Below are 14434 nucleotides of genomic sequence, written 5' to 3'. Positions count from 1 at the left end.
CAGGCCGAGGGTGCCTCGTTCTGGCACGCGGTGTTCACCGAGCTCAACAGTCGCGGCGTCCAGGACTGTTTCATCGCCTGCGTGGACGGCCTCAAGGGCCTGCCCGAGGCGATCGAGAGCGTGTTCCCGAACACCCAGGTGCAACTGTGCATCGTTCACAAGGTCCGCGGCAGCCTCAAGTACGTGCCCTGGAAGGAGCGCAAGGCCGTGGCCCGGGATCTGCGCGCCATCTACGGCGCCGCCACCCGCGCCGAGGCCGAGGCCGCGCTCACCCGCTTTGCGGACACCTGGGACGCCAAATACCCCGCCATCAGCCCCAGCTGGCGCGCCGACTGGCCCCGCCTGTCGGGGTTCTTCGACTATCCGCCGCCGATCCGCCGGGTGGTCTACACCACCAACGCCATCGAGTCGCTCAACTACTCGCTGCGCCGGGTTCTCAAAAACCGCGGGGCGTTCCCCAACAATAGCGCCGTGACCAAGATCCTCTACCTCGCCTTGCGGAACGTCGCCAAGAAATGGACCCGCCCCCTCCACAACTGGCGCCAGGCCCTCAACCAGTTCATCATCCTGTTCCCCGAACGGATGCCGACCTAACCCACTTACACAGAAAAATTGACACCCTCGATCCGGGCGATGCAGTTAATAGCCCTCGATGGCCGGCCGCCCCCCGAGTCCATCTAACCGATCGTTTTTACTTCTAGTCTTCCCATCTTCCTGTTAACCGCCCTTGACCTGGCCCTTCTTCGTGCCTTCGTGTGCTTCGTGGTGAAAAAAGTCAGTAGAACTGGCCGAGTGCGGAGCGGACCTGGACCTCGGTCTCGGGCGTCAGGTGGTCGGCGAGCTTCAGCGGGTGGTCCGGCAGGAGCAGCACCACCGAGGACCCGAGGTTGAAGCGGCCCATCTCGGCCCCGCGTTCCAGGGTGATATCGCGGTCCGGATACTCGCTTACGCTGATCTCGCGCCCCCGCGGCGGGGTGACCTCGCCGGCCCAGACGGTCTCGATGGAACCGACGTTCTGGGCACCGATCAGGGCCATGGCCATGGGTCCGACAGGCGTGTCGAAGCAGGCCACGACCCGCTCGTTGCGGGCGTACAGCCGGGGTACGTGGCGCACGATGCGCGGGGCCACCGAGAACAGCCGCCCGGGCACATGGATCATGTGGGTCAGGGTGCCGGTCAGCGGCATGTGCAGTCGGTGGTAGTGGCGCGGTGAAAGGTACAGGGTCACGAAGTGACCGTGGCGGAAGGCCTCCGTCAGATCGTCCTCGCCACCCAGCAGCTCGCGTACCGTGTAGTGATGGCCCTTGGCCTGGAAGATCTGGCCGGCCTCGATGCGCCCGGCCGCGCTGACGCGCGAATCGGCCGGGCTGACCACCGTGTTGGCGTCCCCCTCCAGCGGCCGCGCATCCTCGCGCAGGGCGCGGGTGAACAGTGCGTTGAAACTGGCATAGGCCGCGAGGTCCGGCTCGGCGGCCTCGTCCAGGTTCAGGCCGAAGCGGCGCACGAAGGCGCGCAGCAGGGGCTGCAGGCGCGGCGACTCGATGCGCGCCAGCCAGTGCACGCCGCGCGAAAGGGCGTGCTGGGGCAGCAGGTGCGACAGACGCGCCAGCCAGGGGTCGATCTTGCTCATGCGGAGTCCGTGGGTGGGTTACGTACAGGGCGGTAGCGAGACGGTATGATGACCGCCCTCGCACGTAACGGAAAGACCGGGCATGGATTCGACCACCGGATTGCGCAGCCTGCGCGACTTCATTCGCTTCGGCGCCAGTCAGTTTCGCGGCGCCGGCCTGAGCTTCGGGCATGGCACCGACAACGCCTTCGACGAGGCCGCCTGGCTGGTACTGCACACCCTGCATCTGCCGCTGGATCTTCCCGAGTCCTGGTGGGATGCGCGCCTGAGCGAGGTCGAGCGCACGCGGGTGGTGGCGGTGCTGCGCGAGCGGGTCGCCACGCGCAAGCCCGCGGCCTACCTGACCCGCGAGGCCTGGTTCGCCGGGGTGCCGTTCTATGTCGACGAGCGCGTGCTGGTGCCGCGCTCGCCGCTGGCCGAGCTGATTGCCGCAGGCTTCGAGCCCTGGGTCGACCCCGATGGCGTGACCCGCGCGCTGGATCTGTGCACCGGGGGCGGGTGTATCGGGATCGCAATGGCCCTGGCGCTGCCGCAGGCGCGGGTGGACCTGGCGGATGTGTCGACGGATGCGCTGGCGGTGGCGGGGATCAACATCGAGCGCCACCGGGTGGGCGATCAGGTGCGCGTTGTGCAGTCCGACGTGTTCGACGGGCTGGAACCCGGGGATCGCTACGAGCTGATTGTGTCCAACCCCCCATACGTGGATGCCGAGGACATGGCGGCCCTGCCGGACGAATACCGTCACGAACCCGCGCTGGGGCTGGCCGCCGGCGGCGACGGACTGGATATCGTGCGCCGCATCCTGGACGGGGCCCGCGAACACCTGACGGAAGACGGCGTGTTGATCGTCGAGGTCGGCAACAGTCAGGCCGCGGTGGAGGCGGCCTTCCCGGAGCTGCCGCTGATCTGGCTGGAGTTCGAGGCCGGCGGGCACGGGGTGTTCCTGGTCTACGCGCGCGATCTCCCCGGGGCCTGACGGCGCTATGGGCGGGAACGCTCGAACGCATGCGAATCCGAAAACCCGCCGGACGGCCCTGTAAACGGCACCGGTGGCGATGCATACTGCGGGGCTATGGAATCACGTCTGGTGGATATGCAGAGTCGGTCCGAGGAAGAGCGGGCCGAGGTCAGCCTGCGCCCGAAGCGGCTCGCGGACTACAACGGCCAGCCCCGCGTAGTCGAGCAGCTGGGGCTGTTCATCGAGGCCGCCCGCCGGCGCGACGAGGCCCTGGATCACACCCTGGTCGCCGGCCCGCCCGGGCTGGGCAAGACCACGCTGGCGCACATCGTCGCCAACGAACTCGGCGTGGGCCTGCGCCAGACCTCTGGTCCGGTACTGGAACGCGCCGGTGACCTGGCCGCCATCCTGACGGCCCTGGAGCCGCGCGATGTCCTGTTCGTCGACGAGATCCACCGCCTGCCGACGGTGGTGGAAGAGGTGCTGTATCCGGCCCTGGAGGACGGCCAGCTGGACATCGTGATCGGCGAGGGCCCGGCGGCGCGCTCGATCAAGGTGGACCTGCCGCCGTTCACGCTGGTGGGCGCGACCACCCGCGCGGGGCTGCTTTCGGCCCCGTTACGTGACCGGTTCGGTATCGTGCAGCGTCTCGATCATTACACTGTCACCGATCTCGCGCATATTGTGGATCGCGCGGCCGGTTTGCTGGGCGTGGGGATCGAGGCCGAGGGGGCCGCGGAGATCGCCCGCCGGGGCCGCGGCACGCCGCGGCTGGCCAACCGCCTGCTGCGGCGGGTACGGGATTTCGCCCAGGTCCGGGCCGATGGCGTGGTGACCCACAACGTGGCGGCGCAGGCGCTCGACCTGCTGGCGATCGATGCCTCCGGGCTGGATGCCCAGGACCGTCGCCTGCTGGAGGTGCTGGTGGAGAAGTTCGACGGTGGCCCGGTCGGGGTCGAGAGCCTGGCCACGGCGATGAACGAGGACCGTGGCACGCTGGAGGATGTGGTCGAGCCCTTCCTGATTCAGCAGGGCTACCTGCAGCGCACTCCGCGCGGGCGCCAGGCGACCCGGCGTACCCTGGCGATGTTCGGCCTGACCCGGATGGACGAGGGCGATCTGCTGACGCCCGCGGCGGAGGGCCCGCGCCAGCCATGACCGCAGCATTCGAGTGGCCGGTGCGGGTGTACTACGAGGATACCGACGCCGGCGGCGTGGTCTATCACGCCAATTACCTGAAATTCATGGAGCGCGCGCGTACCGAATGGCTGCGTGCCCTCGGCTTCGAGCAGGACCGGCTGCGGTCCGAGTATGGAATTGTGTTCGCCGTGCGGCGTCTGGCTGTGGAGATGCAGCGTCCCGCGCATTTCAACGAGGCCCTGACGGTCACATGCCGGGTCACGCGCATGCGTCGCGCCAGCGTGGAGTTCGCGCAGGTCGTGCAGCGCGAGGCGACGGCGCTGGCAACCGGCGAGGTCGCCATTGCCTGTGTCGATGTGGCCCGGCAGGCGCCGGTGGCGATCCCCGATGAAGTGGCGCGCGCGATGCGGGCGGCGGACGGAACAACGGCATAACGGGAGATGGACAAGTGACAGTCGACTTTTCGATGTACCAGCTGATCATGGACGCCAGTCTGATCGTGCAGCTGGTCATGGTGATCCTGGTGATCGCCTCGGTGCTCTCCTGGCTGGTGATCATCATCAAGGCGCGCTCGCTGAACGCGGCCCAGCGGGCCAGCGACGAGTTCGAGGAACGGTTCTGGTCGGGCGCGGACCTCTCGCACCTGTACGAGGGCGTACGCCGCAAGTCCGAGATGTCCGGCATGGAGCACGTGTTCTCCTCCGGCTTCAAGGAATTCCTGCGTGCCCGCCAGCACGGCATGGTGGCCGGCGAGCCGGCCCATCGCGCGATGCGCGTGGCCATCGCCCGCGAGACCGACGAGATGGAGCGCTACCTGCAATTCCTGGCCACGGTTGGCTCCACCAGCCCGTACATCGGCCTGTTCGGGACCGTGTGGGGCATCATGCATGCATTTCTCGGGCTCTCCGGGGTGCAGCAGGCCACACTCGCCATGGTCGCCCCGGGGATCGCCGAGGCGCTGATCGCGACCGCGCTGGGCCTGTTCGCGGCCATCCCGGCGGTCATCGCCTACAACCGCTTTGCCGGGGACGTCGATCGCGTGGCCTCGCGCCTGGAGAACTTCAGCGACGAGTTCGTGGCCCTGCTGAACCGCCAGGGCGCGGGCAAGCCGGCCGAGGGCGCCGCCGGGGCGCCGGCCTGAACCATGGCCGAGTCGCGTCGCAACAGCCGCCGCCTGCGGCGGCCCATGTCGCAGATCAACGTCGTGCCGTTCATCGACGTGATGCTGGTCCTGCTGATCATCTTCATGATCACCGCCCCCATGCTGCAGCAGGGGGTGGAGGTCGATCTGCCGGAGGCCGATGCCGAGGCCCTGGACGAGGATCCATCGGCGGCCGAGCCACTGGTGGTCACCGTGGATGCTTCCGGGGCCATGAGCCTGAACCAGGGCCCGTACGTGAACGAGCCGCTGGCGCCGCAGGAGATGACCGAGATCGTGCGCGAGTTCCTCGCCGAGAATCCGGGCACCCAGACCTTCGTGCGCGGGGACCGCAACGTGGACTACGGCCGGGTGATCGATGCAATGGTCGCCCTCCAGCGCGCCGGGGGCGGTCGTGTCGGCTTGATCACCGAACCGCCACGTAACAACCAGGACTGAGCCACACGCCGTGTTCGAGCTCCTGCGCCGTCACCCCCTCAGCCTGCTCCTCGTCCTGATCCTGCACGGGGTGCTGTTCGCGGCGTTGCTGCTGAACGTGAGCCTGATGTCGCCGACCTCGACCCGGGCGGCGGTGGAGATCGCGGTGCAGGAGGATATCGAGGTGATCGACGCGGTCGCGGTGGATGCCGAGACCTTCGATCGTGTCGAGCACCAGCGCGAGGTGGCCGAACAGGAGCAGGTCGCCGAGCAGCTGCGCGCCGAGGAGGAACGCCGCCGTGCCGAGGAGCAGGCCCGGCGCGAGGAGGAACGTCGCCAGGCCGAGGAACAGCGCCGCCGCGAGGAAGCCGAGCGCGCGCGCCAGCAGGCGCTGGAGGAGGCCGAGCAGGCGCGCCGCGAGGCGGAGGAAGAACGCCAGCGCGCACGCGAGGAGGCCGAGGCCGAACGCGAGCGCATTCGCCAGGAACGCGAGGCTGCGGAGCAGGCGCGGCGTGAGGCCGAGGAGGCGCGCGAACGCGAGGAAGCCGAGCGGCGGGAGCGCGAGGAGGCGGAGCGCCAGGCGCGGGAAGAGGCGGAGCGGCGCGAACGCGAGGAGGCCGAACGCCGCGAGCGGGAGGAGGCCGAGCGTCGCGCCGAGCAGGAGCGTGAACTGGAAGAGCAGCGCCGGCGCGAGGCGATGGAGCGCGAACGCGAACGTCTGGCCGAGGCACAGGCGCAACGCGAGGCCGCCGAGCGCCAGGCGCAGCTGGATCAGGAGCTGAACGAATGGCGTGCCCAGGTGCAGTCGGTGGTGCAGCGGCGCTGGCGCCAGCCCTCGGGGCTGGATGCGTCGGACCGTGCCATTGTTCTCGTGCGTGTCAACGAGACCGGGCGTATCATCAATTTTGATATCGAGAGCTGCTCGGGCGGGTCCGCCTTCTGCGAATCGGTCCGCCAGACCATGGACCGTTTGTCCTCGCTGCCGCGTCCGCCCGACGCGGATGCCGTGCGCGGCGGGGTGCGCATCCGTTTCGAGCCCGACTGACCGGCCCGCTCCCAACCGGGCCACGAGGAACACCATGCAACGAATGATTCACGCGATGCTGCTGGGGCTGGCGCTGCTGTGGTCGGCGCAGGCTCACGCGGTGCTGGAAGTGACCGTGACCGAGGGTGTGACCGGGGCCATTCCGGTCGCGGTCGCACCGTTCACCTGGGAGGGCGAGGGCCGCCCGGACGAGGATGTGGGGCGAATCCTGGCCGCGAATCTGACCCGTAGCGGTCTGTTCGACGTCGAGCGCGAGGGGCTGCCGCGGGCCCCCTCGGGCCCGGCCGACTTCATCGCGCAGCCCTGGGCCGACGCCGGCATGGAGTACCTGGTGGTGGGCTCCAAGCGCCCGGACGGGGACAACGTGATCGTGGAGTTCCACGTGTTCGACGTGCTGGCGGAGGAGCGCCTGGGTGGCTGGCGCATCCCGGTGCCCGCGGACATGCTCCGGAGGGGCGCCCACCGCGTATCGGACATCGTCTACGAACAGATCACCGGCGACCCGGGCGCCTTCAGCGCGCGTATCGCGTTCGTCAGTGTCGAGCGCCGGAACGACTCGCGCACCTTCCGACTGGAGGTGGCCGACTCCGACGGGGCCAATCCGCGGACTCTGTTCCGCTCCGAGGATCCGATCATGTCGCCGGACTGGTCCCCGGATGGCCGCGAGCTGGTCTACGTCTCGTTCGAGAACCGCCGTTCCGAGGTCTTTCGCCAGAATGTGGAGACCGGCGAGCGCTCGCGCATCGCCAGCTTCACCGGGATCAACAGTGCCCCGGCCTGGTCCCCGGACGGTCGCCAACTGGCGCTGAGCCTGTCGCGCGACGGCTCGCCGAACATCTATGTGATGGACCTGGCCTCCGGGGATCTGCGGCAGCTGACACGTTCCAGCGCGATCGAGACCGAGCCGGTCTGGTCGCCGGACGGCGAGACGATCTATTTCACCTCCGACCGGGCGGGGGCCCCGCAGATCTACGCCCAGCCAGCCGGCGGCGGGAATGCGCGGCGTCTGAGCTTCGAGAGCGGCTACGCGGCCGCCGCCACCATCTCGCCGGACGGGCGGTCGCTGGTGTATGTCCATGGGGGTGACGGCGGATTTCAGCTGGCCCGACTCGATCTGGATGACCGCCGTGTGACGCGCCTCACGGACGGACGCGATGCAGAGTCGCCAAGCTTTGCCCCCAATGGCAGCATGATCCTGTATGCCATGACCGACGGGGGGCGGGGCGTGCTCGGTTCCGTCAGCCGCGACGGCCAGGTGCACCAGCGTCTGGCCGCCCGCGAAGGCGAGGTGCGCGAGCCGGCCTGGTCACCCCTGAACTGATTTTCGGACCCTTTGACTGTCACCTTCTTTCGAGGAACCAACACCATGAACAACGCGTTTCGTCTGACCCTTGCCGCCGTGGTGATCGCGGCCCTTTCGGCTTGTGCCACTCCGACCCGCGATGCCGAGGATGCCGAGCGTGCCGCCGAGCGCGAACGTGCCGCCGAGCAGGAGCGGGCCGAACGCGAGGCCGCCGAGGCCCGTGGGATCGGTCGCGACCGGGAGTTCGATGCCGCCGCCCTGGACGACCCGGACAGTCCGCTGGCCGAGCGCCTGGTCTACTTCGACTTCGACCGTGACGAGGTGAAGTCCGAATTCATGCCGATGCTGGAGGCCCACGCGGCCTACCTGGCGGAGAACCCCGGCGCGCGCATGCGCCTGGAGGGGCATACGGATGAGCGCGGCACCCGCGAATACAACCTGGCCTTGGGCGAACGCCGTGCGCAGTCCGTGCGGCGGGTGCTGAATCTGAACGGCGCCTCGGATGACCAGCTCGAGGTCATCAGTTATGGTGAGGAGATGCCGGTGGCCTTCCAGCAGAACGAGGAGGCCTGGGCCAAGAACCGCCGGGTCGAGCTCGTCTACGAATCCCGGCGCTGAGTCAGGGTAGGTAAACCCGGGAAGCCAGATGCGATCGATGTTCAGTACGTCTTGCGGAGATGCCCCCTCGGGGGCATTTCTGTTTCGGAACCCGGCGCGCCCGGGGCCGTTCCTGGCGGCCATGCTGGCCGCGGCCTTTGTCCTGACCCCGCTGGCTCTGATGCCGGGGACCGCCGGGGCGCAGGACGACACCGTGTTCGCGACCCAGTCGCAGATCCGCCAGCTGGATCGGCGCCTGGACCGTATCGAACGCGTGCTGGACTCCAGCGCGATGAACGAGCTGCTGCAGGTCTCCGAGTCGCTGAACCGGGACCTGCGCGAACTGCGCGGGGAGGTGGAGACCCTGCGCCACGAGGTGAACCGCCTCAGTACCCGTCAGCGCGACCAGTTCCGCCACCTGGACGAGCGCGTGGCCGCCGTCGAGGGCGGAGGGCCGGCGCCGGATGCGGCCCCGCGCGAGGAGGTGGTCGAGCTGGATCTGCCGGAGGCCGACGAGCAGGCCGCCTATCAGGAGGCCTTTGACGACCTGATGGCCGGCGACTTTGCCACCGCCATGCGCAAGCTGGAGCGGTTCATCGAGGATTACCCCGAGGGGAGCTTTACCGCGAATGCGTGGTACTGGCTGGCGGAGGCGAAGTACGCCAGCGGCGAATTCGAGGCGGCGCTCGAGGACTTCCAGCGCCTGCGCGAGGATTTCCCCGAAAGCGACAAGAGTGGGGATGCACTGCTGAAGATCGGGTACTCCCACTACGAGCTGGAGGACTTCGATGCGGCCCGCGAGGCCCTGGAGGCAGTGCGTGCCGACTATGGCGGTACGACACTGGACCGCCTGGCCCGCGAACGCCTGCAGCGGATCGATCGCGCCCAATGACCACCGCCCCGTTGCGTGACGCCCGTGGCTCGGGGGTCGTCGACCCGGCGTCGGTGCGACTGCGGGTCAGCGAGATGTTTGTCTCGCTGCAGGGCGAGGCGGCGCAGGTCGGCTGGCCCACGGCCTTCGTGCGCCTGACCGGTTGCCCGCTGCGCTGCCGCTGGTGCGACAGCGAATACGCCTTCGAGGGCGGCGAGGCGCTGATGTTGCCGACGGTCCTCGACTGGGTCGGGCGCACCGGGGTGCGGCATGTCTGCGTGACCGGTGGTGAACCCCTGGCCCAGCCGGGCTGCCTGCCGCTGCTGGAGGCACTGTGCGACGCCGGGTTCACGGTGTCGCTGGAGACCAGCGGGGCGATGGACATCGCCGGTGTCGACCCCCGGGTCGCCATCGTGATGGACTGGAAGGCGCCGGGCTCGAAGGAGGCCGAACGCAACCTCCCCGATAACATTCCGCGGCTGAAGGCCGGGGACCAGCTGAAGTTCGTGCTGGCCGGGCGCGCAGACTTTGACTGGGCCCGGGCCGAGCTCGAGCGCCTGGGGCTGGACCCGGAGGTCGAGGTCCTGTTCTCGCCCGTGTTCGGGGAACTGGAGCCGCGGACCCTGGCTGACTGGATCGTGGCCGAACGTGTGCCGGTACGCTTCCAGGTGCAGCTGCACAAGCTCCTCTGGGGCGATCAGCCGGGCCGCTGACATGAGCGAGCGCGTGGAACAGGCCGTGGTGCTGCTATCGGGCGGGCTCGACTCGGCGACCTGTCTGGCCATGGCGCGCGCCGAAGGCCTGGAGTGCCATGCCCTGTCCATTGACTATGGACAGCGCCACCGGACCGAGCTGGAGGCTGCGCGGCGGGTCGCAGCGGACCAGGGCGTGACCGACCACCGCGTGGTGGCGGTGGACCTGAGCGCCATCGGCGGCTCGGCGCTGACAGACACGGCGATCGACGTACCGGCCGCGCCGACCGAGGGCATCCCGGTGACCTACGTGCCGGCGCGCAACACGGTGTTTCTGGCCCTGGCCCTGGGGCTGGCCGAGACCCTGGACGCGCGGCTGCTCTACGTCGGCGCCAATGCGGTGGACTATTCCGGTTATCCGGATTGCCGTCCGGCCTTCATCGACGCGTTCCGCGACCTGGCCCGGGTGGCCACCCGCAGCGGGGTCGAGGGCACGCCCTGGGAGGTGCGGGCGCCGCTGATGCACCTGTCCAAGGCCGAGATCATCCGGGCGGGCAGCGAGCTCGGGGTGGACTACCGCCACACGGTCAGCTGCTATCAGGCCGATGCCGAGGGGCGCGCCTGCGGCCGCTGCGACAGTTGCCGCATCCGGCGCGAGGGCTTTGCTGCGGCCGGCGTGCCGGACCCGACCCGCTATATCCCCGCGTGATGCCCGCCGGCAGCCCGCCGGCTGCATGTTCGTTCCCGCAGGAATGAAAACGGGCTCGATCTCGTCTAGCGTCCGATGTATGCTGCGCACCCCGTGGGTGCAGGCCTGCCCTGAAATCTTTCGTCGAGAGGATACGTGATGGAATTCTCCAGTTTTTCAACTGCCGCGATGGCGTTCCTCGGTGGGGCGTTCATCCTCGCCTTCATCATGGGGGCCGTGGCGAACAAGACCAACTTCTGCACCATGGGCGCCGTCTCCGACTGGGTGAACATGGGTGATACCGGGCGTATGCGCTCCTGGCTGCTAGCGATCGCCGTGGCCATGCTGGGCGTGGCCATCCTCGAGTTCTTCGGGGTGCTGAGCGCCGACGGTTCCTTCCCGAACTACCGCATGAGCGAGTTCCAGTGGGTCGAGCATGCCCTGGGCGGCTTCCTGTTCGGGATCGGCATGACCTACGCCTCCGGCTGCGGGAACAAGACCCTGGTGCGCGTCGGTGGCGGCAACATCAAGTCGCTGATGGTGCTGATCGTGATCGCGATCATCGCCTACTACATGGTGCGCCCGCTGCCGGGTACTTCCGATACCCTCTATTCCCTGCTGTTCATGGACTGGACCACCGCGCTGGCCATCTCCACCCCGGCGGGCCAGGACCTGGGTACCCTGGTGGCCGGCGAAGAGAACGGCCTGACCGCCCGCCTGGTGCTGGGCGCGGTGATCGGCGTGCTGCTGCTGGCCCTGATCTTCAAGGCCGCGGACTTCCGCAAGAGCTTTGACAACATCCTGGGCGGTCTGGTGATCGGCCTGATGGTGCTCGGCGCCTGGTGGCTGACCAGCAACATCCAGATCGACGATGGCATGGACACCTATACCCCGCAGGCCTACGTGGCCGATTGGGACTTCGTGGCCGATGCAGACGCGGGTGAGCGCCCGTCCGAGAGTGCCCCGTGGGCCAACCAGTCGTTCACCTTCATCAATCCGATGGGCCAGAGCCTGCGTTACGTGTCGAGCGGGTTTGACAACACCGTGCTGTACTTCGGCGTGATGGCGCTGGCCGGCGTGATCCTCGGCTCCTTCTTCTGGGCCCTGGTTACCCGTGCGTTCCGCTTCGAGTGGTTCGCCTCGGTGCGCGACTTCGTGAACCACTTCATCGGCGCGATCCTGATGGGCTTCGGTGGCGTGCTGGCGATGGGCTGCACCATCGGTCAGGGCATCACCGGGATCTCCACGCTCGCGCTGGGCGGCTTCCTGACCTTCATCATGATCGTCTTCGGGGCCGCGCTGACCATGAAGATCCAGTACTACAAGATGGTCTACGAAGACGAGGCCTCCTTCGGCAAGGCGCTGATCACCTCGCTGGTGGACATGAAGCTGCTGCCGGGTGGCATGCGCAAGCTGGAAGCCATCTGATGGCGTAGCGGCGGGGGCGCCTTGCGTTTTCCCCGCCGCGCCGTAAACTACGCGGCACTGGAGGCCCGGTGATCCCGGGCCTTCGGTTTTGCAGCTCGGCCAGGGCGACCCGCGGGGTCGCCGCCGGCCAAACCGAAAAGGGTCGTTAGCTCAGTTGGTAGAGCAGTTGGCTTTTAACCAATTGGTCGTAGGTTCGAATCCTACACGACCCACCATTTTCTCCGGTCCCCGCGCCGGCACAAGGGCCCGTTCATACGGGCCTTTTGTGTTTGTGGGCGGGGAACACGCTAGAATGCGCGGCTAACGCGCGAACACAACAAGAGTTTTCTGCAAGATCGCGAAAGTGGCGGAACTGGTAGACGCGCTGGGTTTAGGTCCCAGTGGGGTAAAACCCGTGAGAGTTCGAGTCTCTCCTTTCGCACCACAGTCCGCATTTCCCAACGCCATGAAGGTTACCACTGCGATCGGCAGGGATGACCGATATCCGAACTATGACGAGGCCCTCCATGCAAGTTTCTGTTGAAGCCACCGGCAACCTGGAACGCAAGATGACCATCCAGGTCCCCTCCGAGCGGGTCGACACCGAGGTCGACAACCGCCTGAAGTCCCTGGCCAAGCGGGTCAAGCTGGACGGGTTTCGCCCGGGCAAGGTCCCGCTGAAGGTGGTGCGCCAGCGCTATGGCACCGGCGTCTACCAGGAGGTGCTGAGCGAGGTCCTGCAGGAGAGCTACCGCGAGGCGGTGCAGCAGGAGGGCCTGGAACCGGCCGGTAACCCGAGCATCGAGCCGACCAGCCTGGAGGGCGGCGACGCCATCGAGTTCACCGCCAGCTTCCAGGTGTTCCCGGAGGTGCAGGTGGCCGACTTCGCCGACGTCGAGATCGAGCGGCCGAAGGCCGAGGTGGCGGACGAGGACATCGACCGCGTGATTGACTCGCTGCGCGAGCAGAACAAGGAGTGGGCCGAGGTCAAGCGCAAGGCGAAGAAGGGCGACCGTGTCACCCTGGACTTCGTCGGCACCCTGAACGGCGAGGAGTTCGAGGGCGGCAAGGCCGAGGACTTCCAGGTCGAGGTCGGCGCCGGGCGCCTGATCGAGAGCTTCGAGAAGCAGCTCAAGGGCGTGAAGGCCGGCGAGGAGCCGACCATCGACGTCACCTTCCCCGAGGATTACCCGGCGGAGAACCTGAAGGGCCAGACCGCGCAGTTCGCCCTGACCATCAAGCAGGTCGAGGGGCCCAAGCTGCCGGAGGTCGACGAAGAGTTCGCGAAGAAATTCGGCATCGAGGACGGCTCGGTGGAGAAACTTCGCGCTGATGTGCGGTCCAATATGGAGCGGGAACTGCGTCAGGCCCTGAAGGGCCGGGTGAAGCAGCAGGTCCTGGAGGCCGTGGTCGACAAGCACGACTTCGACCTGCCGGACGCCCTGGTGAAGTCGGAGATCAACCGTCTGCGCGAGGAAGCCGAGAAGCGCTTCGGTGGCGCCGAGCAGACCCAGCCGCTGCCGGACAGCCTGTTCGAGGACGAGGCGAAGCGCCGTGTCCGCCTGGGGCTGGCCCTGCGTGCGATCATCGACCAGAAGGGGTTCGAGGTGGACGCCGAGCGCGTCGAGCGCGATCTCGAGGAGATGGCCGCGACCTACGAGGACCCGGAAGAGGTGAAGAACTACTACCGCTCCAATCCCCAGGCCAAGAGCAACCTGGAGTCGCTGGTGCTGGAAGACCAGGTGGTCGACTGGGTGGTCGAGCAGGCCAAGGTCACCGAGAAGGAAACCAGCTTCCAGGACGTCATGAATCCGAACAAGGAGTCGACTGAATGAGCCACGACATGGCCGACCAGGGTGCGCAGCATGCCCAGGGCCTGAACCTGGTCCCGATGGTGGTCGAACAGACCGCCCGCGGCGAGCGCGCCTACGACATCTATTCCCGTCTGCTGAAGGACCGGGTCATCTTCTGTGTGGGTCCGGTCGAGGACTACATGGCCAACGTGATCGTGGCTCAGCTGCTGTTCCTCGAGTCGGAGAACCCGGACAAGGAGATCAGCCTGTACATCAACTCCCCGGGGGGCGCGGTCACCGCTGGCATGGCGATCTACGACACCATGCAGTTCATCAAGCCCGAGGTCAGCACGCTGTGCGTGGGCCAGGCCGCGAGCATGGGCGCTGTTCTGCTGGCGGGCGGGGCCCCCGGCAAGCGCCATACGCTGCCGCACTCGCGGGTGATGATCCACCAGCCGCTGGGCGGCTTTCAGGGTCAGGCGTCGGATATCGATATCCATGCCCGCGAGATCCTGAAGATCCGCGACGAGCTGAACCGCGTACTGGCCCACCACACCGGCCAGCCGATCGAGAAGATCGAGCAGGACACCGATCGCGACCGCTTCATGACCGCGACCGACGCCAAGGAATACGGCCTGGTCGACCACGTCCTGACCCACCGCAACTCCGCGGACGACTGATCCCCTCGTCCGCGCCGATCGCAACCGCGCCCCGGAGACCGGCTCCGGGGCGGG

General features: G+C 67.8%; 16 protein-coding genes and 2 tRNA genes. 17 read left to right on the top strand and 1 reads right to left on the bottom strand.

The window, feature by feature from the left end; translation table 11 throughout:
- Positions 1–594 (top strand): IS256 family transposase (locus D103_RS0111940; RefSeq protein WP_018876946.1); only part of this gene is annotated, 594 nt, incomplete at its 5' end.
- A gap of 181 nt (positions 595–775) precedes the next feature.
- Here the strand turns inward: D103_RS0111940 and asd are convergent.
- Positions 776–1630 (bottom strand): archaetidylserine decarboxylase, encoded by an 855-nt coding sequence (asd, locus tag D103_RS0111935; RefSeq protein ID WP_018876945.1) that lies wholly within the window; start codon positions 1628–1630, stop codon positions 776–778.
- 82 nt (positions 1631–1712) lie between these two features.
- Between asd and prmB the strand changes: the two genes are divergently transcribed.
- From prmB to clpP, 16 genes are all read left to right on the top strand, one after another.
- On the top strand, positions 1713–2606 hold the full coding sequence (gene prmB / locus D103_RS0111930) for a 50S ribosomal protein L3 N(5)-glutamine methyltransferase (RefSeq protein WP_018876944.1): 894 nt from the start codon (positions 1713–1715) through the stop codon (positions 2604–2606).
- Positions 2607–2702: 96 nt separating this feature from the next.
- A complete protein-coding gene (gene ruvB / locus D103_RS0111925) occupies positions 2703–3746 on the top strand; it encodes a Holliday junction branch migration DNA helicase RuvB (protein ID WP_018876943.1) in 1044 nt (347 codons plus the stop codon).
- Positions 3743–4162: a tol-pal system-associated acyl-CoA thioesterase gene (gene ybgC / locus D103_RS0111920; RefSeq protein WP_018867508.1), complete on the top strand. Its 420-nt coding sequence runs from the start codon at positions 3743–3745 to the stop codon at positions 4160–4162. The genes ruvB and ybgC overlap by 4 nt, the downstream gene beginning before the upstream one ends.
- Before the next feature lie 32 nt (positions 4163–4194).
- Positions 4195–4869, top strand: coding sequence for a protein TolQ (gene tolQ, locus D103_RS0111915; protein WP_018867507.1), 675 nt, complete (start codon positions 4195–4197; stop codon positions 4867–4869).
- 3 nt (positions 4870–4872) lie between these two features.
- Positions 4873–5325 (top strand): protein TolR, encoded by a 453-nt coding sequence (tolR, locus tag D103_RS0111910; protein WP_018867506.1) that lies wholly within the window; start codon positions 4873–4875, stop codon positions 5323–5325.
- A gap of 10 nt (positions 5326–5335) precedes the next feature.
- Entirely contained in the window at positions 5336–6349 is a 1014-nt protein-coding gene (gene tolA / locus D103_RS0111905; protein WP_018876942.1) for a cell envelope integrity protein TolA, read from the top strand.
- Positions 6350–6383: 34 nt separating this feature from the next.
- Positions 6384–7670 carry a Tol-Pal system beta propeller repeat protein TolB gene (gene tolB, locus D103_RS0111900; RefSeq protein WP_038028868.1) on the top strand — a complete coding sequence of 429 codons (1287 nt, stop codon included), beginning with the start codon at positions 6384–6386 and terminating at the stop codon, positions 7668–7670.
- Between the two features lie 45 nt (positions 7671–7715).
- A complete protein-coding gene (pal, locus tag D103_RS0111895) occupies positions 7716–8270 on the top strand; it encodes a peptidoglycan-associated lipoprotein Pal (protein WP_018867503.1) in 555 nt (184 codons plus the stop codon).
- Positions 8271–8391: 121 nt separating this feature from the next.
- Positions 8392–9141 carry a tol-pal system protein YbgF gene (ybgF, locus tag D103_RS0111890; protein WP_018876940.1) on the top strand — a complete coding sequence of 250 codons (750 nt, stop codon included), beginning with the start codon at positions 8392–8394 and terminating at the stop codon, positions 9139–9141.
- Positions 9138–9833, top strand: a complete 696-nt coding sequence (gene queE, locus D103_RS0111885; RefSeq protein WP_018876939.1) for a 7-carboxy-7-deazaguanine synthase QueE — start codon at positions 9138–9140, stop codon at positions 9831–9833. Before ybgF ends, queE begins: the two co-directional genes overlap by 4 nt.
- A gap of 1 nt (position 9834) precedes the next feature.
- Positions 9835–10521 carry a 7-cyano-7-deazaguanine synthase QueC gene (queC, locus tag D103_RS0111880; protein ID WP_026280356.1) on the top strand — a complete coding sequence of 229 codons (687 nt, stop codon included), beginning with the start codon at positions 9835–9837 and terminating at the stop codon, positions 10519–10521.
- A gap of 138 nt (positions 10522–10659) precedes the next feature.
- Positions 10660–11928 (top strand): YeeE/YedE family protein, encoded by a 1269-nt coding sequence (locus D103_RS0111875; RefSeq protein WP_028484713.1) that lies wholly within the window; start codon positions 10660–10662, stop codon positions 11926–11928.
- Positions 11929–12067: 139 nt separating this feature from the next.
- Positions 12068–12143: transfer RNA gene (locus D103_RS0111870), tRNA-Lys, on the top strand.
- A gap of 122 nt (positions 12144–12265) precedes the next feature.
- Positions 12266–12352 (top strand) — tRNA-Leu (locus tag D103_RS0111865).
- An 82-nt stretch (positions 12353–12434) separates the two neighbouring features.
- Positions 12435–13742: a trigger factor gene (gene tig / locus D103_RS0111860; protein WP_026279296.1), complete on the top strand. Its 1308-nt coding sequence runs from the start codon at positions 12435–12437 to the stop codon at positions 13740–13742.
- A complete protein-coding gene (clpP, locus tag D103_RS0111855) occupies positions 13739–14380 on the top strand; it encodes an ATP-dependent Clp endopeptidase proteolytic subunit ClpP (protein WP_018867497.1) in 642 nt (213 codons plus the stop codon). Before tig ends, clpP begins: the two co-directional genes overlap by 4 nt.
- Positions 14381–14434 lie beyond the last annotated feature (54 nt).

Source organism: Thioalkalivibrio sp. ALE31 (assembly GCF_000377405.1).
Lineage (GTDB): Bacteria > Pseudomonadota > Gammaproteobacteria > Ectothiorhodospirales > Ectothiorhodospiraceae > Thioalkalivibrio.
The sequence above is the reverse complement of the archived record's forward strand: the minus strand, read 5'-3'. Positions and strand labels throughout refer to the sequence as shown.

Bases quoted from the DNA above. Each gene is read 5' to 3' on its own strand.
- asd (WP_018876945.1), bottom strand. From the start codon at position 1,630: ATGAGCAAGATCGACCCCTGGCTGGCGCGTCTGTCGCACCTGCTGCCC.
- prmB (WP_018876944.1), top strand. From the start codon at position 1,713: ATGGATTCGACCACCGGATTGCGCAGCCTGCGCGACTTCATTCGCTTC.
- ruvB (WP_018876943.1), top strand. From the start codon at position 2,703: ATGGAATCACGTCTGGTGGATATGCAGAGTCGGTCCGAGGAAGAGCGG.
- ybgC (WP_018867508.1), top strand. From the start codon at position 3,743: ATGACCGCAGCATTCGAGTGGCCGGTGCGGGTGTACTACGAGGATACC.
- tolQ (WP_018867507.1), top strand. From the start codon at position 4,195: ATGTACCAGCTGATCATGGACGCCAGTCTGATCGTGCAGCTGGTCATG.
- tolR (WP_018867506.1), top strand. From the start codon at position 4,873: ATGGCCGAGTCGCGTCGCAACAGCCGCCGCCTGCGGCGGCCCATGTCG.
- tolB (WP_038028868.1), top strand. From the start codon at position 6,384: ATGCAACGAATGATTCACGCGATGCTGCTGGGGCTGGCGCTGCTGTGG.
- pal (WP_018867503.1), top strand. From the start codon at position 7,716: ATGAACAACGCGTTTCGTCTGACCCTTGCCGCCGTGGTGATCGCGGCC.
- ybgF (WP_018876940.1), top strand. From the start codon at position 8,392: ATGCTGGCCGCGGCCTTTGTCCTGACCCCGCTGGCTCTGATGCCGGGG.
- queE (WP_018876939.1), top strand. From the start codon at position 9,138: ATGACCACCGCCCCGTTGCGTGACGCCCGTGGCTCGGGGGTCGTCGAC.
- queC (WP_026280356.1), top strand. From the start codon at position 9,835: ATGAGCGAGCGCGTGGAACAGGCCGTGGTGCTGCTATCGGGCGGGCTC.
- D103_RS0111875 (WP_028484713.1), top strand. From the start codon at position 10,660: ATGGAATTCTCCAGTTTTTCAACTGCCGCGATGGCGTTCCTCGGTGGG.
- tig (WP_026279296.1), top strand. From the start codon at position 12,435: ATGCAAGTTTCTGTTGAAGCCACCGGCAACCTGGAACGCAAGATGACC.
- clpP (WP_018867497.1), top strand. From the start codon at position 13,739: ATGAGCCACGACATGGCCGACCAGGGTGCGCAGCATGCCCAGGGCCTG.